This window comes from Metabacillus sp. KJ11-3, assembly GCF_055808295.1.
The window spans coordinates 4,176,683-4,197,921 of sequence record NZ_CM147865.1; the positions used below are offsets into that span (position 1 = coordinate 4,176,683).

Here is a 21,239-nt window from a genome sequence, read left to right on the forward strand (position 1 = left end):
CTTTTCACTGTCGACGTTTAATTCCAAATCGTTCTGATAGTGCTTCTCCTAATAAGTTAAAGGTAACGACCACTAACAAGATCATTAAGCCCGGATAAATCATTAAGGTAGGATTCGTTCTTATATATGACTTCCCTTCATGAATCATTGCCCCCCATTCCGGTGTAGGTGGTTGCACACCTAACCCCAGAAAGGACATAGAAGATAAATCCATAATCGCCCATCCCATTTCCAATGTTCCCATTACAGCTATCGGTGGAAGTACATTTGGAATAATATGTTTCTTCATAATCTTCCATTGAGAAGAACCACTTATTTTGGCTGCAGCAATATAATTTTGTTCTTTAAGGCTTAAGACAAGTCCTCGAATTACCCTTGCATAATAGACCCATTGGACGAGAATTAATGCTAATACCACTTGTTTAAGACCCGCTCCCCAAATACCGACTAACCCAAGTACTAGCAAAAGACTTGGAAATGCCATCACACCATCGCCCAACCTCATTAATAACTGGTCCACCCAACCACCTTTGAACCCAGCAATGATCCCAACCACTAAACCGATGCTTAATGAGGAAATAAATATCAATGTAGCAAACCCAAGCGAAATCCGAGCTCCGTATAAAATACGGGATAACGTACATCGACCTAAGTGATCTGTTCCTAAAGGGTAATTCAAAGAAGGCGACTGAAGTTTATGAGCTAAATTAACCGCAATGGGATCATTAGGTGCAAGCCAGGGAGCAAAGAGTGTGATAAAAAATAACACAAGCATGATAAGAGAACAAATAACAATCGTTTTTTTACTTTTAAAATTATCCCGTAACTTCGCAATCATTCGTGTTGCCTTCCTTTTCTTGAAATACGTGGGTCAATATACATTTGGATAATATCTACAACCAAATTACTTATTAAGAATAACCCGGCAGCCAATAGCACATAGCATTGAATAACAGGAACATCACGATTAAATGTAGCCTCAATGAAATAACGGCCAAATCCCGGCCAGGAAAAGACTGCCTCTACAATAATTGCTCCAGTCATTAGTTTACCTATATTCATTCCAAGTCCTGTAATCATAGGAGAAATGGCCATTCTTAACACATGTTTTCCCATTATGACTCTTTCATGAATTCCTCTCGTCCGTGCAAAAAGAACATATGGTTCTTGTAAGTTTTCAAGAACACTTGCACGTAACAGCCGGGTATATAACGCAATTAAAGGTAAAGCCAACGTGATGGAAGGTAAAATCAAATGTTTCCATGTTCCGATCCCTTCAACTGGAAAAAGATCAAGTTTTACAGAAAAGAAAAAATCAATAAATATCCAAGCCAAAAAGAAGGGATGGAAGCCCCTAAAAATGAGAGGAATCGACTGAAATGGTCGATTCCACTGTTCTTTTTGATACCCGCTAAAAATCCAAGAGGAACACTAACTAAGATCGCGATGATGATGCTGCCTATAGTTAATTGAATGGTCGCTGGTATTCGAGAAGAAACCTCTTCCCATACGGGTTTATTTGATACAAAAGAGGTTCCAAAATCAAGTTGGCTAATCTTTACAATGGAGTTCATATATTGAACTAGAAGCGGTCGATCTAAGCCAAACTCATGTCTTTTTTGGGCAAGTATTTCTTCTGTTGGTTGGATATGTGCAGCAGTTAAATATGCTTCAGCGGGATCCACCGGTGATAAGTGAATCATACCAAATGTTAATAAAGTAGCTAAAAGGAATATAGGAATGATTGTTATAATTCTTTTCAGGATATAAGTGCCCATAATAAATCTCCTAACGCTTACTTCTCGATACTAATACCTGTGAATGGATGTTCATCTCGATTAGCAGGGAATGTGAAATTAGAAACATTCTTTTGATAGATTGCTACTTGCTTAATATAAGAGATTGGTACGATTGCCCCTTGTTCTTGTAGTGAACCCAATATTTCTGTGTAAAGGTTTTGACGCTCATTTTCATCGGTGGTTTGTTGAACTTCAGCTATTTGGGTCAGCAACTCCGCTTTATTCGGATAAGCCGAAATAGATTCCCTAAATCCGAACCCCTCTGTTGCAATGATATTTACAAAAGTATGTGGATCATATGGAGCGCCATAATTGCTAAAGAAATTCATATCAAACTCATTCGCTTTAAATCTTTCTACTTGAGTCGTGAGCTCTACTCCGGCAATATTTAATTTTACACCTATCCCCGCCCACTCAGATTGTAATGTTTCTGCCATTGTTTTTTGAATTGATTCAGCAGAGTTATACATTAATTCAATTTCAAGTGGTTGGCCATCTTTTTCACGAATGTCTTTTCCTTTAGGTAACTTCCAGCCTGCTTCATCTAATAATTGTTTCGCTTTTTCACTATCATAATTAACCGTGGTTGCCCTGACATTTGAAGTGTAAGGGAAGTTAGTAGGTAAAATATAGTCAGCCTTCTCTTCTAATCCAGATGTCACTCCCTCGACCATTGCTTCTTTATTAAACCCATAATGCAATGCTTGACGAACACGTATATCGGATAGCTGTTCCTTGTTTGTATTCATAACTAATTGTCTAGTAGCAATTGGTTCAGAAATACTAGTTTCATAGGAACCTGTCGATTCTAGTTGTTTAAAGGAATCTAAACTGATCACACCCTCACCATATACAAGATCTAACTCGCCTTTTTCAAAAGCAAGTACACGTGTTTCAGCATCTGGAATGACTTTTACTTTAATCTTCTCTTCTTTTGGTAGTTCACCCCAATAATTTTCATTACGTTTAAAAATAGCATATTCATCTACTTTATATTCATCCAATACCCATGGTCCTGTACCGACCGGTGTTGTTATTCCCTTAGATGTGTCTCCATCTTCAGGGAAACCTGCTTCTCCTAAAAATCGAACTGGCCGAACAACAGCTAACTCCTGAATAGTAGGATAATAAGGTTCTGTTAATGTTAATTTAAATGTATACTCATCTACTACCTCTGTTTGAGCAACCTTCGGAATAAATCCTAACCAACTGTGTAAATCTATATTATTTAAAATAGCATCAAAGTTCTTTTTCACAACTTGAGCATTAAAAACTGTGCCATCAGAAAACTTCACATTTTGACGCAAGTTAAAAATATATTCTCTTCCATCATCTGAAATTTCCCACGATTCAGCCAAATGGGGCTTTAATTCACCATCTTCCTGGTAACTAACTAATGGTTCAAATACCATAGATTGAGCAAATAATTGAGATGGATTATAAAGGTGTGGATTTAAATCACCGATATCTCTAGGCCAAGCAAAAGTAAGTATATTTTCACTTTCACTTGAAGAATCTCCCGAATTATTTATTGATTCACTTGAACACCCTAGTAAAGATAGGGATAGAATTAGCACGATTACAAACGTAAATAAAGATTGTTTTTTATTTAATATGTTTGACATTTAACTTGCTCCTTTAATTGATAATGAGAACTGTTTTCAATATAAAGTCTTAACAGGTTAATGTCAATATTATTTCAAATTATTCATTAAATTCACCAAACTATATTTAATAACTATAAATCACCATTTAATCTATTCTGTAATTAACCCATAGGCAGAAATCCTCTTTATTCTGCGAGAGACGAGTATTGAGACAATATAGGCTAGAATAATTGGTAGATGAATAATTAAACCGAACACTGAAACAACCCAATCTTTTATTTAGATTGGGTTGTTTTTATATTTATCTTCTAAATGTCTCAACGTTTTCCATATAGTCCATATAGAGTACCCTAGTAACAAAATACCAGGTATGATCATAAACAAAATACTCCCATTTGGAGATTGTGCAAAATTTATGAAATAACCCAAAAGAGGAATCGTAAATCCATTGTACACTGCTTCAACATTTTCAGCTAAAACAGGGTTTGTATCTGGCGCATTATTATGATCCCCCTTGGTCAAATATTGAATATGCCTGTCTGTCTGTATAACTTCAACTATTCGGTGGGTAACAAGTCTATTCTCTTCTATAAAAGTAATAACATCCCCTTTTTGGAGGTTTTCCCTTTCCTCTTCGTTAACTGACTTCACAGCAATAACTGATCCTGTTTGAATCCCTGGTTCCATTGACCCCGACAGTACTGTTTTTAATTGGTAGCCAAATACCGATGGTTCGCCATTCGTAAGTTTTGTGGAAAGCACGAGTCCTGCTACACTCACTAGTAAAAGCACCAATATACACGTAACCATACGATTCACCCATTTTAAAAATTCCATCTCAATCTCCCTCCTATTCATCAGTAGTATGTTCAGCAGCACTTTCTAACTGAATTTCTTGCTCTTCTCCAATTTCCTTAGCTCTTTCAATCTCTTTCTCCATTTTTTCTTTTTCATGTTCACTTTCCCAAGTACCAATGGTCATACTTCCGTTTGCTTCTTTTTGATTACTGTAATATGCACCAGTACTTGTTGTTAATAATCCAGCTGACACTAACAGTAAATACCATATAAGCATTATTTTTATAATTACTATAGTTTGGTAACTCTTCAAAACGATCTCCACCTTGCTTCATTTCAAACTTAGTTGTTCTCTTTTAGAGGTCAGGATCCCCATCTCTTTGTACAGCTTCAAAATTCCAATTGAGTAATAATTCATCATCTTGAAAATGATTTTGATCTTCACCGTTATCGATAAATTGAAATTGAACGGCAAACTTCTCTTCTTTACTTCCAACAGGAAGTTCTTTCAAAATTTGCTGGGGATTATCTTTTAATTCAGATAACGTTTTCTCGACAATAACTCTTTCCCTAGTGTTTACATTATATAAATACTTCACTTTTATATGATCACCTAAATCATCATCTTGATTTGACTTCCCCTTATCCACGACTTCATAGGAAGAATGTAAAATGATTTCTTTTATATTAACTGTTCCATCATTAGTAAGGACAAAATTACCATGCATTGTATCCCCCGGCACTATGTCTTCAACTTGGATAACGGTATTTTTATTCATCCCAAGCTCTAATAATCCGGTTGTAAACGTATTATTTGCTAATTTTGTATCATTAAAATAAGCAACAGTACCTCCGGATATGAATGTTAACCCTAGTGCTGCTGTTGCGAAACTTAATGCTATATCTCGTTTAAGACTCATTTTTAGTTCCTCCAAACATAAGATTTTCACTTTGAATCTCATGATGAATACTAGACTCATAGTATTTTAAGATTAGAAAAGCTTGGCTTGTCGCCAAGTCCTAATGGCGAAAGCTTAGTTTTTTTATACTATCATCCTTAAAATACATATACTTTCTGTTAGTATAAAAATAGTAGAAGAGAGAGAATATGCTTCTCTCCCTTTCTACTTAAATAAAAATATTATCTAGCCTCGAAAGCCCATTTGAGACTTAGTTTGTCCCCTTGAAATTGATTTTGATCTTCACCGTTATCCACAAATTCAAACTCAACATACATTGTGTCTTGCGTACCAGCCGGCAATCCACTACCTTCATTTTCAAATCCAATTACGTTTTTCTCAACAGCATCCGGAGTCATTTGTTGCAATTCATATAGAGTTGTTGAAAAAATAATATCATTAGGGCCATATTCTTCACTCTTATCACTGTTTTCAAGAAAATTCACTCGAATATGTTTACCAAAATCATCTGTATTGTCACCTTTTGCATCTTCGACCTCATAGCTTGTCGATAAAAGAACTTCAGAAATGTCAAGCGATCCATTGTTTACTAAATCAAAAGCACGAATCATCCAACTCCCTGGACTTAAGTCATCCACATCAATAATTACTTCAGGATCTACTGCGAGATCTAACGTACCTGCGGCAAAAGTGTTACTAGCTTCTGCTGTATCACTAAAATAGGCAAACGTACCTCCACCGATCAATCCCATCCCCAAAACCGCTGTTGCTACACCTAAACCTAATTTACTCTTAATACTCATTTCATTTCCTCCCCATAATCATATTAAGAATTCTAAAGACACGATCAAATCTACCATTTCCATCTCAACTAATTGACATCTGCCTCTAGGTGTACGGTGAGTGAGCTCCCTTCCTTTTGATAACGATTAGTGAACCATTGTTCTTTTTTAAGAATCTATAAGCAAAATAAAGAACAACACACCTGCATTATAAAGAAATCTATTTTCACTTGAAAAACCTCATAAATTGACAATTATTTATTTTAGAGACAAGTTTCTCCAGTTTCCTTCTATTTTCTCCAAATACCATAATTTGTTCCATTTTATGTTAATTTTCAGTAAACAATATTTACATTAAATTTACTTTCAAATAGACTGTTTTCTCAAAAGTTGTTGTTTATTCACATAGCCTTTACATTTTTAATAAAGCATTAATATTTTTCATGGATCATTTTATCTTACCTATACTAAATACTTAGTACTTCATCCCTCTCTTTTTCCCTACTAGGGTACGTAATAATGAATTAACATGGATTCATTACGACTAAATGACTAATTCAACTTATCCTTTATCTTCCATTACTACATACTTTAGGAACATGTTCATAGATTTTTTAGGAAATTACATTAAATTAACATACCCTTTATAATTTCCTGTTAACTTTTCTACTAGAGCTAGTTTCATAGATGATACATCCTCATAAAAATAATAGGGAGGAACATGTGGTGAATTTGGGGAAAAACGAACTGAACAGACGTGATTTCTTAAAAGTCGGTGGAATGAGTACTGTCGCATTAACACTAGGAGCAACGGGAGTATTGTCATTAACAGGAGGACCTGAGAGTGTTGCAGCAGCAAGTAATTCAAGAAAAGCAACCAGTGGATTTGAAGGGTTTGGTCCTTTAGTAAAGGATCCGAATGGAATTCTTGATCTTCCAAGAGGGTTTCAATATCGAATCATTTCAAAAACAGGAGATCCAATGCCTAACGGAGACTTGGTTCCTGCTATGCTTGATGGAATGGCCGCATATAAGGGTGAGAAAAATACGACAATCCTTGTCCGTAACCATGAGAATGGAACAAACTCTGATTTTCCTGTAAACGGAAAAAACCCTTGGAGCAAAGGAGCTGCTGGCGGTACGACAACTCTGATTGTGACACCTGACCGGGAAGTCATTGATGAGTATGTAAGCAACTCAGGAACAATCCGTAACTGTGCTGGTGGCGCTTCTACATGGGGCACTTGGTTAACGTGTGAAGAAACACGAGAATTAGGTCATGGCTTTGTATTTGAAGTAAATCCTCTAGATCCTGAGAACGAAATGTCGAAAACACCTATTCGTGATATGGGCTATTTCTCACATGAAGCATGCGCTGTGGATCCCTCAACCGGTATTTGGTATTTAACAGAAGATAGCAGCCCAAGCTTCCTGTATCGTTTTACTCCGCATGACCGCAGCCAAACGCTTGGTTCACTTCAAAAGGGTGGAATTCTTGAAGCTGCAGCGATTGATGAAATTTCTACTTCTTCACCTAGTCAGCTAAACAGCGGACAAAAGTTTGGTATCGTCTGGAAAAAATTAAACCCGGAGCGTGCTCAGCAGGATGCCAAGGATTTAGGCTGTATTCAATTTAGCCGCTTAGAAGGAGCTTATTTTTCTGCAGGAACATTTTGGTTTGATGACACAAGTGCCGGCTCTAAAGAACTTGGCCGTGTGTATCGCTATTTCCCTGCGACAAATACACTTGAGCTTTTCTATGAATCTACTGCAAAAAATGAATTAGAAATGCCTGACAATATCACGATCACTCCATGGGGGGACCTTTGGATTGCCGAAGATGGCGGCGGAAATGACCGCATCGTCGGATTAACACCGGAAGGCACTATTTATACATTTGCAGAAAATATGATGAACGGCTCTGAGTTCGCAGGACCTACATTTTCACCAGATGGAAAAACGTTCTTTGTTAATATGCAAACACCTGGGATTACCTTTGCGATCTGGGGACCTTTCGCCCGCAGAAATACTGCACGCCAACGTGCAATGGGACTTGCCGCACCACCAGAATCTTTAGCACCTGCTGTTTCTGACAAGCTTCTCTCTTTTGCTGAAGAGCAAGGAATGTCCCGTTTAGAAGCAGCAGCACTAGAGCGTCATGGAATGCCTATTCTTTAACCAGACCAAAATTCATCTGGAGGTGAAAAAATGTTATCAAACATTGGAATACCGGGCCTTATTCTCATTCTAGTCATCGCTTTGATTATTTTTGGTCCTTCCAAATTACCTGAAATCGGACGAGCTTTCGGAAGCACATTAAAAGAATTTAAAAAAGCAACCAACGATCTGGTAAACGGAGATAATGATCAAGAACAAAAGAATTCTACGAAAGAAAAAAATAAGCTAGTCGGAATTGAGAAAACAGATAGTAAGACCGGTAGTTAAACACACTGAACGATGTAGGCATACTTTAAATCTGCCTACATCGTTCACTTGTAAAAGGAGTTTATTTATGGAAGAAACTAAAATGAAACTCATTGACCATTTAGATGAATTACGTAAACGCCTAATCATCACAAGTATTTCTTTTATTCTTTCCTTTATAATAGCTTTTATTTTTGTGAAAGATATTTATCAATTTTTAGTGAAAGATCTTGATGGAAAGTTAGCTTTACTGGGGCCTGGGGATATTATCTGGATTTACATGATGATTGCTGGAGTAATGGCTATTGCTGCCACGATTCCGATTGCAGCATTCCAAATATGGCAGTTTGTCAAACCTGCCCTTACTAAAGAGGAACAAAAACACTCTTTAGCCTTTATTCCATCCTTATTTTTCCTATTCATTATCGGAATTGCATTTGGTTACCTAATTTTGTTTCCAATTGTCCTCTCATTTTTAACAGGACTCATAGATGATCAATTTGCAACTTTCTTTACAGCTGAAAAATACTTTCAGTTTATGTTTAATCTGACAATACCTTTCGGTTTTTTATTTGAAATGCCTGCGGTTATCATGTTTTTAACAAAGTTAGGAATTATTAATCCAAAAAAACTAGTAAAGGCGCGGAAAATCTCCTATTTTTCTCTAATTGTTATTTCGATTTTAATTACCCCTCCTGATTTTATATCAGACGTTCTAGTTATTATTCCTTTGCTGCTTTTGTACGAATTGAGTGTTACCTTAAGCAAAGTTGTTTTTCGAAAAAGACTAGCATCAGAAGCGAATGTCTCTCCTAATGATACGGCTTTTAAAGTGTGATCAATCATCAGCTGGGGATACTCCCCTCTGATGATTGATTGCACCTGATGCATATAAGAAGCAATATTTCTTTATTCAATTAACATACTGGGCAATAGTCCAAACAATAGTTGATATTAAGATTGATTGACCGATACCAAATAGAATTCCAGTTATAAAACGAATAGAGTTTGAACTTAGCCTCCAGCCCCATTTTTGTGTAAATCCATCAATTAATAGTGGAATTGCCATAATAATTGGAATCCAAAAAGGAAGAACCATATGAATAGCTACAACAACCGGAGTGCACATATAGCCAAGCAACATGGCAAAGCATCTAGCACAAAGACGCATAGGTTTCCCCTTAAAATGCAAACACCTCTCAGGCATACGATGACATGGGATTATATATAAAATTTCATTCATTGTTTTTCCTCCCATGCTGACAATTAATTTGGGCTGCAGTCACAATCAAAGCCTTTATTTCCATCGCAATCACAATCCATTTTTTTCATCGAGGAGAAATCAGGACAATTCATTGCTGATGAGTTACAATCTAAACAGTCCGAACTACTGTTTTCTTTCTTATGACTTCTTTTGCGATAATACCTAATTAAAAAAATCAATAAAATAATGGCTGATCCTAATAAAATACTTCCAATCAAATAAGAAGCTTCTATAAGAAGAACAATACCCGCTATAAGCAAGATTAGAAATACAGTTAGACCAATGAAAAACATAGTTTCCTCCAACATAGTAATTGTTTACTTCTATTATAAAATCATTTGAAATATTTAGCAGTATTCCAGTTTATAAATTTAAGAAAGATTAAAAGGCAACAACCTGGAATTAGGTTCGTTGCCTTTGTTAAAAGTGAGTTATGTTACAACTATTTGTGCACGAGAATTACTGTTCCAATGCCATCAAGATTCTTTTGATCCAAAGTTATCAAGCAATGCACGCACTTCCATTGTTGACTTTGTACTCATTAATTGATTTCTTAATTCACTTGCCCCTCGAAAACCTTTGACATAGATCTTAAAAAATCGATGAAGAGCCGTGAACGGACGCAGCTCTAAACCTGAATATTGATCATGAAGATCCATATGCAGTCTTAAGAGATCAAGCAACTCCTCACTGCTATGTTCTTTCGGCTCTTTTTCAAAAGCAAATGGATTATGGAAAATACCACGCCCAATCATAACTCCATCAATACCGTATTGCTGGGCAAGCCTTAAGCCAGTTTGGTAGTCTGGGATATCCCCATTAATCGTTATGAGTGTATCTGGTGCCACCTCGTCACGAAGTTTCTTAATTTCCGGAATTAGCTCCCAATGAGCAGGTACTTTGCTCATTTCGTCTCTTGTACGTAGATGGATGGAAAGATTCGCAATATCTTGTTTCAATATGTGTGCCAGCCAGTCGTGCCATTCGTCTACTTCCGTGAATCCAAGCCTTGTCTTTACACTGACAGGCAATCCTCCTGCTTTTGCTGCTTGTATTAATTCAGCAGCAACTTCCGGACGGAGGATAAGACCACTTCCCTTTCCATGTTGCGTCACATTAGGCACAGGACAACCCATGTTGATATCGATTCCCTTAAACCCAAGTTCCGCCATACCAATACTCATTTGCCTAAAGTATTCAGGCTTGTCCCCCCATATATGGGCTACAATCGGTTGTTCATCCTCTGTAAAAGTCAAACGACCACGAACACTTTTTTCCCTCTGGATGACAATAACTCTCCGAATTTGTAAACTCTGTAAAAAACACATCAGGTCTTGCTGCTTCACTCACTACATGACGAAAAACAACATCCGTCACTTCTTCCATTGGTGCTAATATAAAAAAAGGTCGTGGTAATTCACGCCAAAAATTATCTATCATCTTCAAATTTCAAATCCTTTCATTACGGGATATCAAGGTAAAACCCTTATCCCAAGAATAAAAAGCAATATGTCCAATTACACTTATACCATGCTAAAGCACTTTTTATCAAACTGTGGAAATCCACCCTATCAACTAGCATTCCACTAATAGAGTTAAAATAAAGTTTTGATAAAAAACTGATTAGAAAATTGGGAGAACACTGTATTGGCATGGTTTTAACAGGAAAAAGACCCCGAAATCGCAAAAGTATTTTCACGAGAACAGAGTCGGACTTTTAGGTAGACATTTTCAATTTCAAGTTCGTCACAACTTCAACATGTGTCGTATGCGGAAACATATCAACAGGCTGCACTTCAACCGTTTCATACCCGCCTAACTCAAGCACCTGCAAATCCCTTGCCAACGTACCGGGATTACAAGACACATAAATAACCCGTTTAGGCTTCATCTCTATAATGGTCTTCAACAGTGCCTCATCACAGCCCTTACGAGGAGGATCCACAACAATGACATCTGCTGTATTCCCTTGCTTGTACCATTCCGGAATAACAACCTCCGCTTCACCAACAGCAAACTCAGCATTTGTCATTCCATTCAGATCGGCATTTCTCTTCGCATCTTCAATTGCTTCAGGTACAATTTCTACACCAAAAACCCGCTTTGCTTTTTGAGCCAGAAACAATGAAATTGTCCCGATTCCACAATAGGCGTCGATGACAGATTCTTCACCCGTTAAACCGGCATATTCAAGAGCTTTGTCATATAAGACTTTTGTTTGTTCCGGATTTACTTGATAGAAAGATCTGGCTGAAATGGCAAACTTCACGTCACCAATTTTATCGTAAATATATTCCTCTCCCCAAAGCACCTTCGTCTCGTCACCAAAGATAACATTGGTTCGCTTGTTATTAATGTTTTGTACGATTGATTTTACTTGTGGAAATTTAGTTGTTATTTCCTTTAAAATATCATTCTTATGAGGAAAATCTGCTGTTTTTGTGACAAATACAACCATCATTTCCTTTGTAATATGGCCATAGCGAACCATAATATGACGCAGCCAGCCTTTGTGCTTTTCCTCGTTATATGCCCGGATTCCATAGGTTTCACATATACTCTTTACAGCTTGTACAATATCATCATTTTCCGCTTGCTGAATGAGACATCTTTCCATATCGATAATGTCATGGCTTCTTTTCTGATAAAAGCCCGCTACAAGTCCACCTTCACGTTCACCAATAGGGACCTGTGCTTTGTTTCGATAGTTCCAGGGGTCGTTCATTCCTAATGTAGGATGTACATGAACTTTTGTTAAATCCAGTTTTCCAATTCGTGTTAAGACCTGTTCCACTTGTTTTTTCTTGAAGTCGAGTTGCCCTTCATAACTAAGATGCTGAAGCTGACAGCCTCCACATTGTGAATAAATGGGACAGGGTGCATTTGTACGATGTTTACTTTGTTCATACGTTTCAATTAATCGACCAAAGGCAAAACCTTTTTTTACCTTGATGACTTTTATTTTTGCTCTTTCGTCTGGCAGAGCATTTTCAACAAAGATAGGAAAGCCATCCACTTTAGCAACTCCTGCGCCTTCATGTGTTAAATCCTCAAAGGTAACATCGTAGTATTCGTTTTTTGCAACAGGTACTTGAATTTTTGACATGTCGTTCTTCCTTTACGTACAATAATTTACACTATTTTATCATAGTACAATGAAAGTAAAAAACCTGGCTCTTACCCTGTGCCAAGTTTCTTATTCTTCCATTTGTTTTACTTTTTCAGCTGACATAATGACATCAATATGCTGGTACATATTAACGAACTCTCCAGGCAGTAATCCACCATATTCACCGTCTAAATTGAGCTGCATTTTATCTTTATTTTGTACCTTAACACGGTTCGCTTTTGTATAGATAAGATGCTCATCATTAATATGCTCGCCTCTTAATGCTAAGCCGGCTATTCGGATAAATTCTGCCAAGTTTGTCTTTTTTAGAATTAACAGATCAAACATTCCGTCATCCAATCTTGAATCTGGTGCAAGCTTTTCAAAACCGCCAACTGAGTTTGTAAGAGATACTAAAAACAACATGATTTCTCCTTCATAAAGCTTTCCATCATATTCAATTTCTACCTCAGCAGGACGAATGGAAGGCAACATTTCCATTCCTTTTAAATAATAAGCCAACTGTCCTACCATAGTTTTTAGCTTACTTGGAACCTCATAGGTAAGCTCTGTCAGGCGACCTCCACCAGCAATATTAATAAAGTAATGGTCATTCACTTTACCAATATCAATTTTTTTAGCCTTTCCTGCTAATATGACTTCAACTGCTTGAAGCACATTGTTTAACGGAATACCGATAGCCCGCGCGAAATCATTTGTTGTTCCAACTGGAATAACGGCAAGTGTAGGGCGATTTTCTTGATCAGCCACGCCATTCACGACTTCATTGATTGTTCCATCTCCACCAGCTGCGACAATCAAGTCAAAGTCACGTTCACATGCAGCTTTTGCTGCCTTTGTGGCATCTCCTTCACATGTTGTAGCATGACAAGACGCTTCATAGCCTGCTTGTTCAAATTTTTGTAATACCTCTGGAAGATTCTTTTTAAAAAGCTCACGTCCCGAGGTTGGATTATAAATAATTCTAGCTCTTTTCATACACATCATCCTATATTCATGAAATGACATTTAAGTCTTTTTTAAAATCATTTATATACTATTATCATTGTCTCCCATTTTTATGGGTACAAAACATTTTAACCCAACTACCATTATCACCATGTTTTATAATAAAAGTAAAGTTTTTCATTCCATTTCCCATGCAGAAGTAGTATGAACCTGTTCGCATTTTTGTTACAATTATTAGCAAATCATTTGGAAAGCAGGTATACATATGGACGAGCTGAATGACCAGTATATTAGGCGTGTTCAACTATTAAGGGATTGTGTTCCTTCTTTTCAGCAATATCCCTTTAATCTGCCAAGTGTAGAATTTCTTGATGAAATATCCCTTCATCCAAATGTTACATTTTTGGTTGGAGAAAATGGAATGGGTAAGTCGACATTATTAGAAGCTATTGCCCTTGGTATAGGCTTTAATCCTGAAGGAGGCTCACTCCATTTTACATTTTCCACCTATGATTCTCACTCAAACCTTGATCACTTCCTAAGACTAATAAAAGGAACAATTAGACCTAAGGACGGTTTTTTCTTACGCGCTGAAAGCTTTTATAATGTTGCTTCAAATATTGAAGAATTAGACAAGGAAGGTGGAGGGCCCAGGGTCATTGACGGATATGGAGGACGATCTTTACATGAACAATCACATGGTGAGTCCTTCTTTGCCACTTTTAAGAACCGATTTCGTGGACAAGGTATCTATTTACTGGATGAGCCTGAAGCGGCTCTCTCACCTTTACGGCAACTGTCGATGCTCTCGAGAATTGATGAACTCGTTCAAAATGACTCTCAATTTATTATCGCCACTCATTCACCGATTATTATGGCTTATCCTCAGGCAACAATTTATGAATTATCAGAAGTAGGGATTCGTGAAACAAAGCTTGAGGACACAAACCATTATCAATTAATGAAACAGTTTTTCGATGACAAAGATCGCATCCTTCATCATTTATTACAACAAGATACCATGTAAAAGAGAGATCCCGTGCATAGCAGATCTCTCTTTTTGCTTTATCTTTTTTGAATTTCTTCCATCAATAGTTTATTTACCATAGGTGGATTTGCTTGTCCTTTTGTTGCCTTCATAATTTGGCCAACTAAGAAGCCAATTGCTTTTTGTTTACCATTTTTGAAGTCATCAACAGATTGTGGATTTGCATCGATCGCATCGTTAACAAATTTACGTAATGTTTCATCATCGGAGATTTGAACCAAGCCTTTTTCTTTTACAATGGTTTCAGGGTCTCCACCGTTCTCGATAAGCTCTTTGAATACTTGCTTCGCAATTTTTGAAGAAATCGTTCCATTTTCAATTAGCTTAATCATCCCTGCTAAACCTTCTGCCGTAAGAGCGACATCATGTAGCTCTTTCCCTTCAGCATTTAAGTAAGCAGAAACTTCACCCATGATCCAGTTTGATGCTTGCTTTGCTTCAGCACCAGCTGTAAGTGTAGCTTCAAAGAAATCAGACATTTCCTTTGTCATCGTTAATACCTGTGCATCATACGCAGGTAAGCCAAGCTCATCAATATATCGTTTGCGTCGTGCATCCGGCAGCTCAGGAATGGACTCACGAATTCTGTTCTTCCATTCATCATCAATATAAAGTTCAACAAGGTCCGGCTCAGGGAAATAACGGTAATCATCAGAACCTTCTTTAACACGCATAAGGATCGTTTTCTTCGTTGCTTCGTCATAGCGACGAGTTTCCTGGTCAATCACCCCACCGGAACGAAGAACTTTTTCCTGACGTTTTTCCTCATATTCTAGTCCTTTTTGAACAAATGCAAAGGAGTTTAAGTTTTTAAGCTCTGTTTTTGTTCCGAACTCTTCTTGTCCTACAGGACGTAATGAGATGTTCGCATCACAACGTAGTGATCCTTCTTCCATTTTACAATCCGATACCTCAGTATATTGAATGATCGCTTTGAGCTTTTCTAAATAAGCATAAGCTTCTTCAGGTGTACGGATATCAGGTTCAGATACGATTTCAATAAGAGGTGTACCTTGACGGTTTAAATCAACTAAAGAGTAGCCGTCATTTGAGTGAATTAATTTACCTGCATCTTCTTCCATATGAATACGTGTGATGCCGATACGTTTTGTTTCACCATTTACTTCAATATCAATCCACCCATTTTCCCCAATCGGTTTATCAAATTGGGAAATTTGGTATGCTTTCGGATTATCCGGATAAAAATAATTTTTACGATCAAATTTCGTCTCAGTAGCAACTTCACAGTTCAACGCCATACATGCCTTCATTGCAAAATCAACAACTTTTTTATTCAACACAGGTAATACACCTGGATAGCCCAGCTCGACTACGGTTGTATTTGTGTTCGGCTCAGCACCAAAGTGGTTTGGTGCACTTGAAAAGATTTTCGATTCAGTTTTTAACTCAACATGGACCTCAAGTCCTATGACCGTTTCATATTCCATTGTTTCCTCACCCCTTACAGTTCAGGTTTTGCTTTATGATGTTCTGTTGCCTGCTCAAACGCATGAGCAACGCGGTAAATCGTGCTTTCGTCAAAATGCTTACCAATAATTTGTAAACCAAGTGGTAATCCATTTGATAGACCACATGGTACAGAGATTCCTGGTACACCTGCTAAGTTAACTGGAATCGTCAAAATGTCATTTGCATACATAGTTAATGGATCTTTTACATTTTCACCGATTTTAAAGGCAGGTGTTGGTGTTGTTGGTCCAATAATGACATCATATTTTTCCAAAACATCTTCAAAATCTTTTTTGATTAATGTACGTACTTTTTGTGCCTTTTTATAGTAAGCATCATAATAACCAGAGCTTAATGCAAATGTTCCAAGCATGATACGTCTCTTTACTTCATTACCGAAGCCTTCAGCTCGACTTTGCTTGTACAAATCAATAAGGTTTTCAGCATTATCTGATCGATGGCCGTAACGAACACCATCAAAACGAGATAGGTTTGCAGAAGCTTCAGATGAAGATAATAAATAGTATGTTGCTAGAGCATATTTAGAGTGTGGTAATGACACCTCTTCCCATGTTGCTCCTAGTCCTTCCAACACTTTTAATGCATCAAGAACAGACTGCTTCACTTCTTCAGTTACACCTTCACCAAGATATTCCTTTGGTACGGCGATTTTTAATCCTTTCACATCACCTGTTAGTGAAGAAAGGAAATCCGGTACTTCCACATTTGCAGAAGTCGAATCCATTTCATCTACACCCGAGATCGCTTGCAGGAGGAAAGCATTATCTTCAACTGTACGTGTAATTGGACCAACTTGATCTAAAGATGATGCAAAAGCAACCAAACCAAAGCGGGAAACCCGTCCATATGTAGGCTTTAATCCAACAACACCACAGAAGGATGCCGGTTGACGAATGGAGCCACCTGTATCAGAACCAAGTGAAAAAGGAACTTCACCAGCAGCTACAGCAGCAGCAGATCCGCCGCTTGAACCACCTGGTACAGTTTCTAAATTCCAAGGATTGCGAGTGGGTTTATAACCGGAGTTTTCAGTTGATGAACCCATCGCAAATTCGTCCATGTTTAGTTTCCCGATTGTCACTGCTTCAGCATTTTGAAGATGTTTCACAACCGTTGCATCATAAATAGGATCAAAGTTTTCCAGGATCTTACTAGCACAAGTTGTACGTAAGCCTTTTGTTACGATATTATCTTTGACCCCGATCGGCATACCGAATAATAGCCCAAATTCATTACGACTATCTAACGCTTCATCTAATTCCTTAGCATATGTACGTGCCTGTTCTTCATTTAATGCAAGGAACGCTCCAACTTTATCATCAACCGCTTGGATGCGTTGATAAGATTCATCCACTAAATCAGAAACCTTAATTTCTTTCTTATGTAAAAGTTCTTTTAATTCTGATATTTTATGATCAAATAATGCCATGCTTGTCCCTCCTTTATTCTAAAATTGATGGTACACGAATATACCCATCCGCATGATCTGGTGCATTTTTAACAACCTCTTCGTTGTCTAATCCTTTTTTCGGAACATCTTCTCTCATTACATTTTTCATATCCAATACATGAGAAGTAGGCTTAACATTTTCAGTATCGACTTCATTTAATTGCTCTGCAAATGTAATAATTGCATCTAATTGTTTTGTAAAAAGCTCCGCATCTTCCTCAGAAATAGCCAAACGAGCTAAATTCGCAACATGCTTTACTTGATCAGTTGAAATTCTAGACATCTAACACTCACCTCCACAAAATCGTACAATCACAATACTCTGATGATACCAAATGAACATATATTTAATCAACAATTGTAGAGAAAAGCTGCCATACTTTGAGACCAAATTTATGATTATCTTCGATTCTGAGGATTTCATCTACGATTATTAAGATATATCTCCGATTCCTTCTACTTTAGCTTCGATTTTTCAAATTTATCGACTTTCGACAAAAACCTACAATTGGGCAATAAAAAAACGCTAGCTGTATACTAGCGGGGGACTTTAAGTACTACTCAATCTCAATCTTCTTTGGCTTCTTTTTATCGAGCTGAATCTCCAGTAATCCGTGTTTATACATGGCCTTCATATTTTTCCTTAATACATAATGAGGCAACGAAACGTTCTTGACTCCACCGATTCTTCTGCTTTGATGTCGTTGTTCCTTCACCTTAATGACCACATCATCTCCACGCAATTCCAATTGAATATCCTCTTTCGGGACACCTGGTAGCTCCGCGATTATAATAAAATGATCTGCTGTCTCCTTTACATCTATGGAGAAACCGGCAACAGGGTTTGATTTCCTAAATGCATCATCTATAGAATCCAGCAATGTTCGTTTAGGCCGGCTTTGAAAAAACTCATTGATCAGCTTCATTGGATCAGTCATTCTTTATAACCTCCATTTACGTTTTAATAATATATCCTATGAAGCGAATCTTTTTTTGCCTATCAAAAAACACCCCCTTAAATGAAAGGGGATGTTTAGGCTTTAAGATTTTCTTAATTCAGCTTTAAACGTATCAAACTCATTTTGAACTTCTTCAGAAGGCTCTTTTCCTAATAAACTCACAATCCAAATTGTGATCCAAGAAAAGATGAATCCTGGTGCCAGTTCATAGAGATCAAAAATACCACCCGTTAGTTTAGACCATATAATAACGGTTAGTGCACCAACAATCATTCCGGCTAATGCACCATTTCTGGTCATTCGTTTCCAGAACAAGCTCAAGATAATAAGTGGACCAAATGCAGCACCAAACCCGGCCCATGCATAACTTACAAGCTCAAGAACTTTACTGTCTCGATCATAACCTAAGAAGATTGCAATGATCGCAATAACAAGACAAGCAATTCTTCCAACAATCATTTCTTCCTTTTGTGTAGCATCTCTTTTAAATAGCTGCTTATAAAAGTCCTGTGCTAAAGCACTTGAAGCAACAATTAATTGAGAATCTACTGTACTCATAATAGCTGCAAGAATGGCTGCAAGTAAGAATCCTGAAACCCAAGGATTAAATAACACTTGTGAAAACATAATAAACACTGTTTCAGAGTTTTCAAGCGGTGCATCAGCAAAGTAAGCAATTCCTGTGAACCCGATAAAAATTGCTCCAAAGAGTGAAATAATCATCCATGTCATCCCAATTAATCGAGCTTTTGGAATATCCTTAGTCGATCTAATTCCCATAAATCGAACAACGATATGCGGTTGACCAAAATAACCAAGTCCCCATGCAAGTAGTGAAACTACTCCTATAAATGTTGCTCCTGTATTGATATCTAGATAAGATGGATCAATATTTCCAATCTTTTGTAATGTGTCTCCCCAACCACCAAGTTCATATACAACAACGATTGGTATAATGACTAAAGCTAAAAGCATTAAAATTCCTTGAATAAAATCAGTCCAACTTGCTGCCAGGAAGCCTCCTAAGAGAGTATATGAAAGGATTACTCCACAACCAATCCATAACGCTAGTCTATAATCCATTCCAAACGAACTTTCAAGGAGAATGGCACCTCCTACAAGACTTGATGAAGTGTAGAATGTAAAGAATACCAGAATAACAATAGCAGACACAATTCTTAGTAACCTTGATTTATCACGGAAACGATTTTCAAAATAGTCAGATACCGTGATTGAATCATTTGCAACTTCCGTATATACCCTAAATGGCTTTGCAACAAATTGCCAGTTTAAATAAGCACCGACTGATAAACCTATTGCAATCCACATTCCTCCCATACCACTGGCATACATGGCTCCGGGTAAACCCAGCATTAACCAACCACTCATGTCTGATGCTCCTGCACTTAAAGCGGCTACTCCCGGAGTTAGACGTCTTCCTCCAAGTACGTAATCTGTTAAATTACTTGTCATTTTGGATGCAACTATTCCAATAACTAACATCCCTATCAGATAAATAATAATTGCCGTTAATTGGGCTATATTAATATCCATTTTTCTTTAACCACTCCTTTTCTCAGTAAAATAAGTAATAATCGATAGTACTACTAACAATGGCATTGGGATCAACAGCCAACACCATGTTGCTAAAGTTAATTCCATTTGGACACCCCCTAAATTAGCTTTAACAAATCCTTATGCAGTCATATGCAATTTCATGATGAAAGATATTTATAGGCTAATAGACTGACAGTAGGCACGAGACGTTTAACATCTTAACACAATCTGACAGATCAAACAAATTTCCGTCTTGGTCACGAAATAGAAATTGCATAATTATTCACAAAAACGCATCAATTAGTCAAAATATCCTATTATAAATTATATCTATTCATTAAAATTCATAAAATTAAGTTCGCGAAAATTGCGTTTTTCCACATATTTTTTGCTGATTTATGTCTTTCCGCACCTAGGATTTCATGATATAATAATTTATTTTTCCCTCTATTTACTTATCTAAAACACCACTTTATATCTTCAAGTTTCTGGAGATATCTAATAATTTATGGTAAAATTGGACGAGAATCATTTCGTCAGGAGTGGTAAAATTGAAGAAATTCTTAATTGGCTTTGGTGGATTTTTAATCCTCCTTGGTGCAGGTGGATTAATCAATCATATATCTATGACCTTTAAAGCTGCAGAAGCAGAAAGAGAAATGTATGGCGGGTCAATCGACTTTATGTTACTTCAAATGGTTGGTTCTTTCGGACCTTATATATTTGCGTTGATAGGTGGAGGAATCCTTATTGCCACTGCAGCCTTTTTAACTGCATATGAAAAAAGAAATGTCCTCACATCTCAGTTAATTCATACTTTATCAAACAAAGATTCAGATGAAAAAATAAATAGTATATCACCCCAAGCACAACAACCAGAAAATACATCACCGCAGGATTTAAAAGAGGATGAAATTCCACTTTATGAACAACCACAAAATGAGCGGCTTTACTGGAATGGATAACATGCTCAGGCAAAAGAAGCCCATACTTATATGCACACTTTCAACCATACTAATATTAGTAGGATCATTGGTTTTCTTTCAATTTTACTTTAGTTAT

22 protein-coding genes and 1 pseudogene are annotated in these 21,239 nt (G+C 37.1%); 5 read left to right on the forward strand and 18 right to left on the reverse strand.

Going from position 1 to position 21,239, the window contains the following annotated elements; all coding sequences use genetic code 11:
• Window positions 1-4: 4 nt before the first annotated feature.
• The 8 genes from nikC to AC0L8O_RS20815 all read right to left on the reverse strand — a co-directional run bounded on the left by nikC (window position 5) and on the right by AC0L8O_RS20815 (window position 5,927).
• Window positions 5-838 (reverse strand): nickel ABC transporter permease subunit NikC, encoded by an 834-nt coding sequence (nikC, locus tag AC0L8O_RS20780; protein ID WP_473445043.1) that lies wholly within the window; start codon window positions 836-838, stop codon window positions 5-7.
• Window positions 835-1,335: an ABC transporter permease subunit gene (locus tag AC0L8O_RS20785; protein WP_473445045.1), complete on the reverse strand. Its 501-nt coding sequence runs from the start codon at window positions 1,333-1,335 to the stop codon at window positions 835-837. Before AC0L8O_RS20785 ends, nikC begins: the two co-directional genes overlap by 4 nt.
• The gene (locus tag AC0L8O_RS20790; RefSeq protein WP_473445047.1) at window positions 1,299-1,778 is read right to left on the reverse strand and encodes an ABC transporter permease; all 480 of its coding nucleotides are present in this window, start codon (window positions 1,776-1,778) and stop codon (window positions 1,299-1,301) included. The genes AC0L8O_RS20785 and AC0L8O_RS20790 overlap by 37 nt, the downstream gene beginning before the upstream one ends.
• Window positions 1,779-1,795: 17 nt before the next feature.
• The gene (nikA, locus tag AC0L8O_RS20795) at window positions 1,796-3,424 is read right to left on the reverse strand and encodes a nickel ABC transporter substrate-binding protein (protein WP_473445050.1); all 1,629 of its coding nucleotides are present in this window, start codon (window positions 3,422-3,424) and stop codon (window positions 1,796-1,798) included.
• Window positions 3,425-3,685: 261 nt separating this feature from the next.
• Window positions 3,686-4,243, reverse strand: a complete 558-nt coding sequence (sipW, locus tag AC0L8O_RS20800) for a signal peptidase I SipW (protein ID WP_473445053.1) — start codon at window positions 4,241-4,243, stop codon at window positions 3,686-3,688.
• A gap of 13 nt (window positions 4,244-4,256) precedes the next feature.
• On the reverse strand, window positions 4,257-4,517 hold the full coding sequence (locus AC0L8O_RS20805) for a hypothetical protein (RefSeq protein WP_026562240.1): 261 nt from the start codon (window positions 4,515-4,517) through the stop codon (window positions 4,257-4,259).
• A 43-nt stretch (window positions 4,518-4,560) separates the two neighbouring features.
• A complete protein-coding gene (locus tag AC0L8O_RS20810) occupies window positions 4,561-5,124 on the reverse strand; it encodes a TasA family protein (RefSeq protein WP_473445056.1) in 564 nt (187 codons plus the stop codon).
• A gap of 221 nt (window positions 5,125-5,345) precedes the next feature.
• Window positions 5,346-5,927 (reverse strand): CalY family protein, encoded by a 582-nt coding sequence (locus tag AC0L8O_RS20815; protein ID WP_026562242.1) that lies wholly within the window; start codon window positions 5,925-5,927, stop codon window positions 5,346-5,348.
• Window positions 5,928-6,632: 705 nt separating this feature from the next.
• On the opposite strand from AC0L8O_RS20815, the gene AC0L8O_RS20820 reads away from it, so the two are divergent.
• The 3 genes from AC0L8O_RS20820 (at window position 6,633) to tatC (ending at window position 9,168) form a co-directional block, all read left to right on the forward strand.
• Window positions 6,633-8,084 (forward strand): alkaline phosphatase PhoX, encoded by a 1,452-nt coding sequence (locus AC0L8O_RS20820; protein ID WP_473445058.1) that lies wholly within the window; start codon window positions 6,633-6,635, stop codon window positions 8,082-8,084.
• A gap of 30 nt (window positions 8,085-8,114) precedes the next feature.
• On the forward strand, window positions 8,115-8,351 hold the full coding sequence (locus AC0L8O_RS20825; protein WP_026562244.1) for a twin-arginine translocase TatA/TatE family subunit: 237 nt from the start codon (window positions 8,115-8,117) through the stop codon (window positions 8,349-8,351).
• Between the two features lie 67 nt (window positions 8,352-8,418).
• Window positions 8,419-9,168 (forward strand): twin-arginine translocase subunit TatC, encoded by a 750-nt coding sequence (gene tatC, locus AC0L8O_RS20830; protein WP_473445060.1) that lies wholly within the window; start codon window positions 8,419-8,421, stop codon window positions 9,166-9,168.
• Between the two features lie 75 nt (window positions 9,169-9,243).
• Here tatC and AC0L8O_RS20835 read toward each other — a convergent pair whose 3' ends face one another.
• From AC0L8O_RS20835 to AC0L8O_RS20855, 5 genes and pseudogenes are all read right to left on the reverse strand, one after another.
• Entirely contained in the window at window positions 9,244-9,501 is a 258-nt protein-coding gene (locus AC0L8O_RS20835; RefSeq protein WP_473445062.1) for a DUF2085 domain-containing protein, read from the reverse strand.
• A 95-nt stretch (window positions 9,502-9,596) separates the two neighbouring features.
• Complete coding sequence (locus AC0L8O_RS20840) at window positions 9,597-9,887, reverse strand: hypothetical protein (RefSeq protein ID WP_473445064.1); 291 nt, start codon at window positions 9,885-9,887, stop codon at window positions 9,597-9,599.
• 183 nt (window positions 9,888-10,070) lie between these two features.
• Window positions 10,071-11,034: pseudogene (locus tag AC0L8O_RS20845) on the reverse strand (tRNA dihydrouridine synthase).
• A 277-nt stretch (window positions 11,035-11,311) separates the two neighbouring features.
• Entirely contained in the window at window positions 11,312-12,700 is a 1,389-nt protein-coding gene (rlmD, locus tag AC0L8O_RS20850; protein ID WP_473445066.1) for a 23S rRNA (uracil(1939)-C(5))-methyltransferase RlmD, read from the reverse strand.
• A gap of 90 nt (window positions 12,701-12,790) precedes the next feature.
• Window positions 12,791-13,702, reverse strand: a complete 912-nt coding sequence (locus AC0L8O_RS20855) for a diacylglycerol kinase (protein ID WP_473445068.1) — start codon at window positions 13,700-13,702, stop codon at window positions 12,791-12,793.
• A gap of 235 nt (window positions 13,703-13,937) precedes the next feature.
• On the opposite strand from AC0L8O_RS20855, the gene AC0L8O_RS20860 reads away from it, so the two are divergent.
• Window positions 13,938-14,699, forward strand: a complete 762-nt coding sequence (locus AC0L8O_RS20860) for an AAA family ATPase (protein WP_473445070.1) — start codon at window positions 13,938-13,940, stop codon at window positions 14,697-14,699.
• A 38-nt stretch (window positions 14,700-14,737) separates the two neighbouring features.
• Here AC0L8O_RS20860 and gatB read toward each other — a convergent pair whose 3' ends face one another.
• From gatB to putP, 5 genes are all read right to left on the reverse strand, one after another.
• Window positions 14,738-16,168, reverse strand: coding sequence for an Asp-tRNA(Asn)/Glu-tRNA(Gln) amidotransferase subunit GatB (gene gatB, locus AC0L8O_RS20865; protein ID WP_473445072.1), 1,431 nt, complete (start codon window positions 16,166-16,168; stop codon window positions 14,738-14,740).
• A 14-nt stretch (window positions 16,169-16,182) separates the two neighbouring features.
• Window positions 16,183-17,640 carry an Asp-tRNA(Asn)/Glu-tRNA(Gln) amidotransferase subunit GatA gene (gene gatA / locus AC0L8O_RS20870; protein WP_473445074.1) on the reverse strand — a complete coding sequence of 486 codons (1,458 nt, stop codon included), beginning with the start codon at window positions 17,638-17,640 and terminating at the stop codon, window positions 16,183-16,185.
• A 13-nt stretch (window positions 17,641-17,653) separates the two neighbouring features.
• On the reverse strand, window positions 17,654-17,944 hold the full coding sequence (gene gatC / locus AC0L8O_RS20875) for an Asp-tRNA(Asn)/Glu-tRNA(Gln) amidotransferase subunit GatC (protein ID WP_078433233.1): 291 nt from the start codon (window positions 17,942-17,944) through the stop codon (window positions 17,654-17,656).
• A 274-nt stretch (window positions 17,945-18,218) separates the two neighbouring features.
• Window positions 18,219-18,599: an Hsp20/alpha crystallin family protein gene (locus tag AC0L8O_RS20880; protein WP_473445076.1), complete on the reverse strand. Its 381-nt coding sequence runs from the start codon at window positions 18,597-18,599 to the stop codon at window positions 18,219-18,221.
• 102 nt (window positions 18,600-18,701) lie between these two features.
• Window positions 18,702-20,174, reverse strand: coding sequence for a sodium/proline symporter PutP (gene putP, locus AC0L8O_RS20885; RefSeq protein ID WP_473445078.1), 1,473 nt, complete (start codon window positions 20,172-20,174; stop codon window positions 18,702-18,704).
• Between the two features lie 554 nt (window positions 20,175-20,728).
• On the opposite strand from putP, the gene AC0L8O_RS20890 reads away from it, so the two are divergent.
• Entirely contained in the window at window positions 20,729-21,142 is a 414-nt protein-coding gene (locus tag AC0L8O_RS20890; protein WP_473445080.1) for a hypothetical protein, read from the forward strand.
• Window positions 21,143-21,239: the final 97 nt, after the last annotated feature.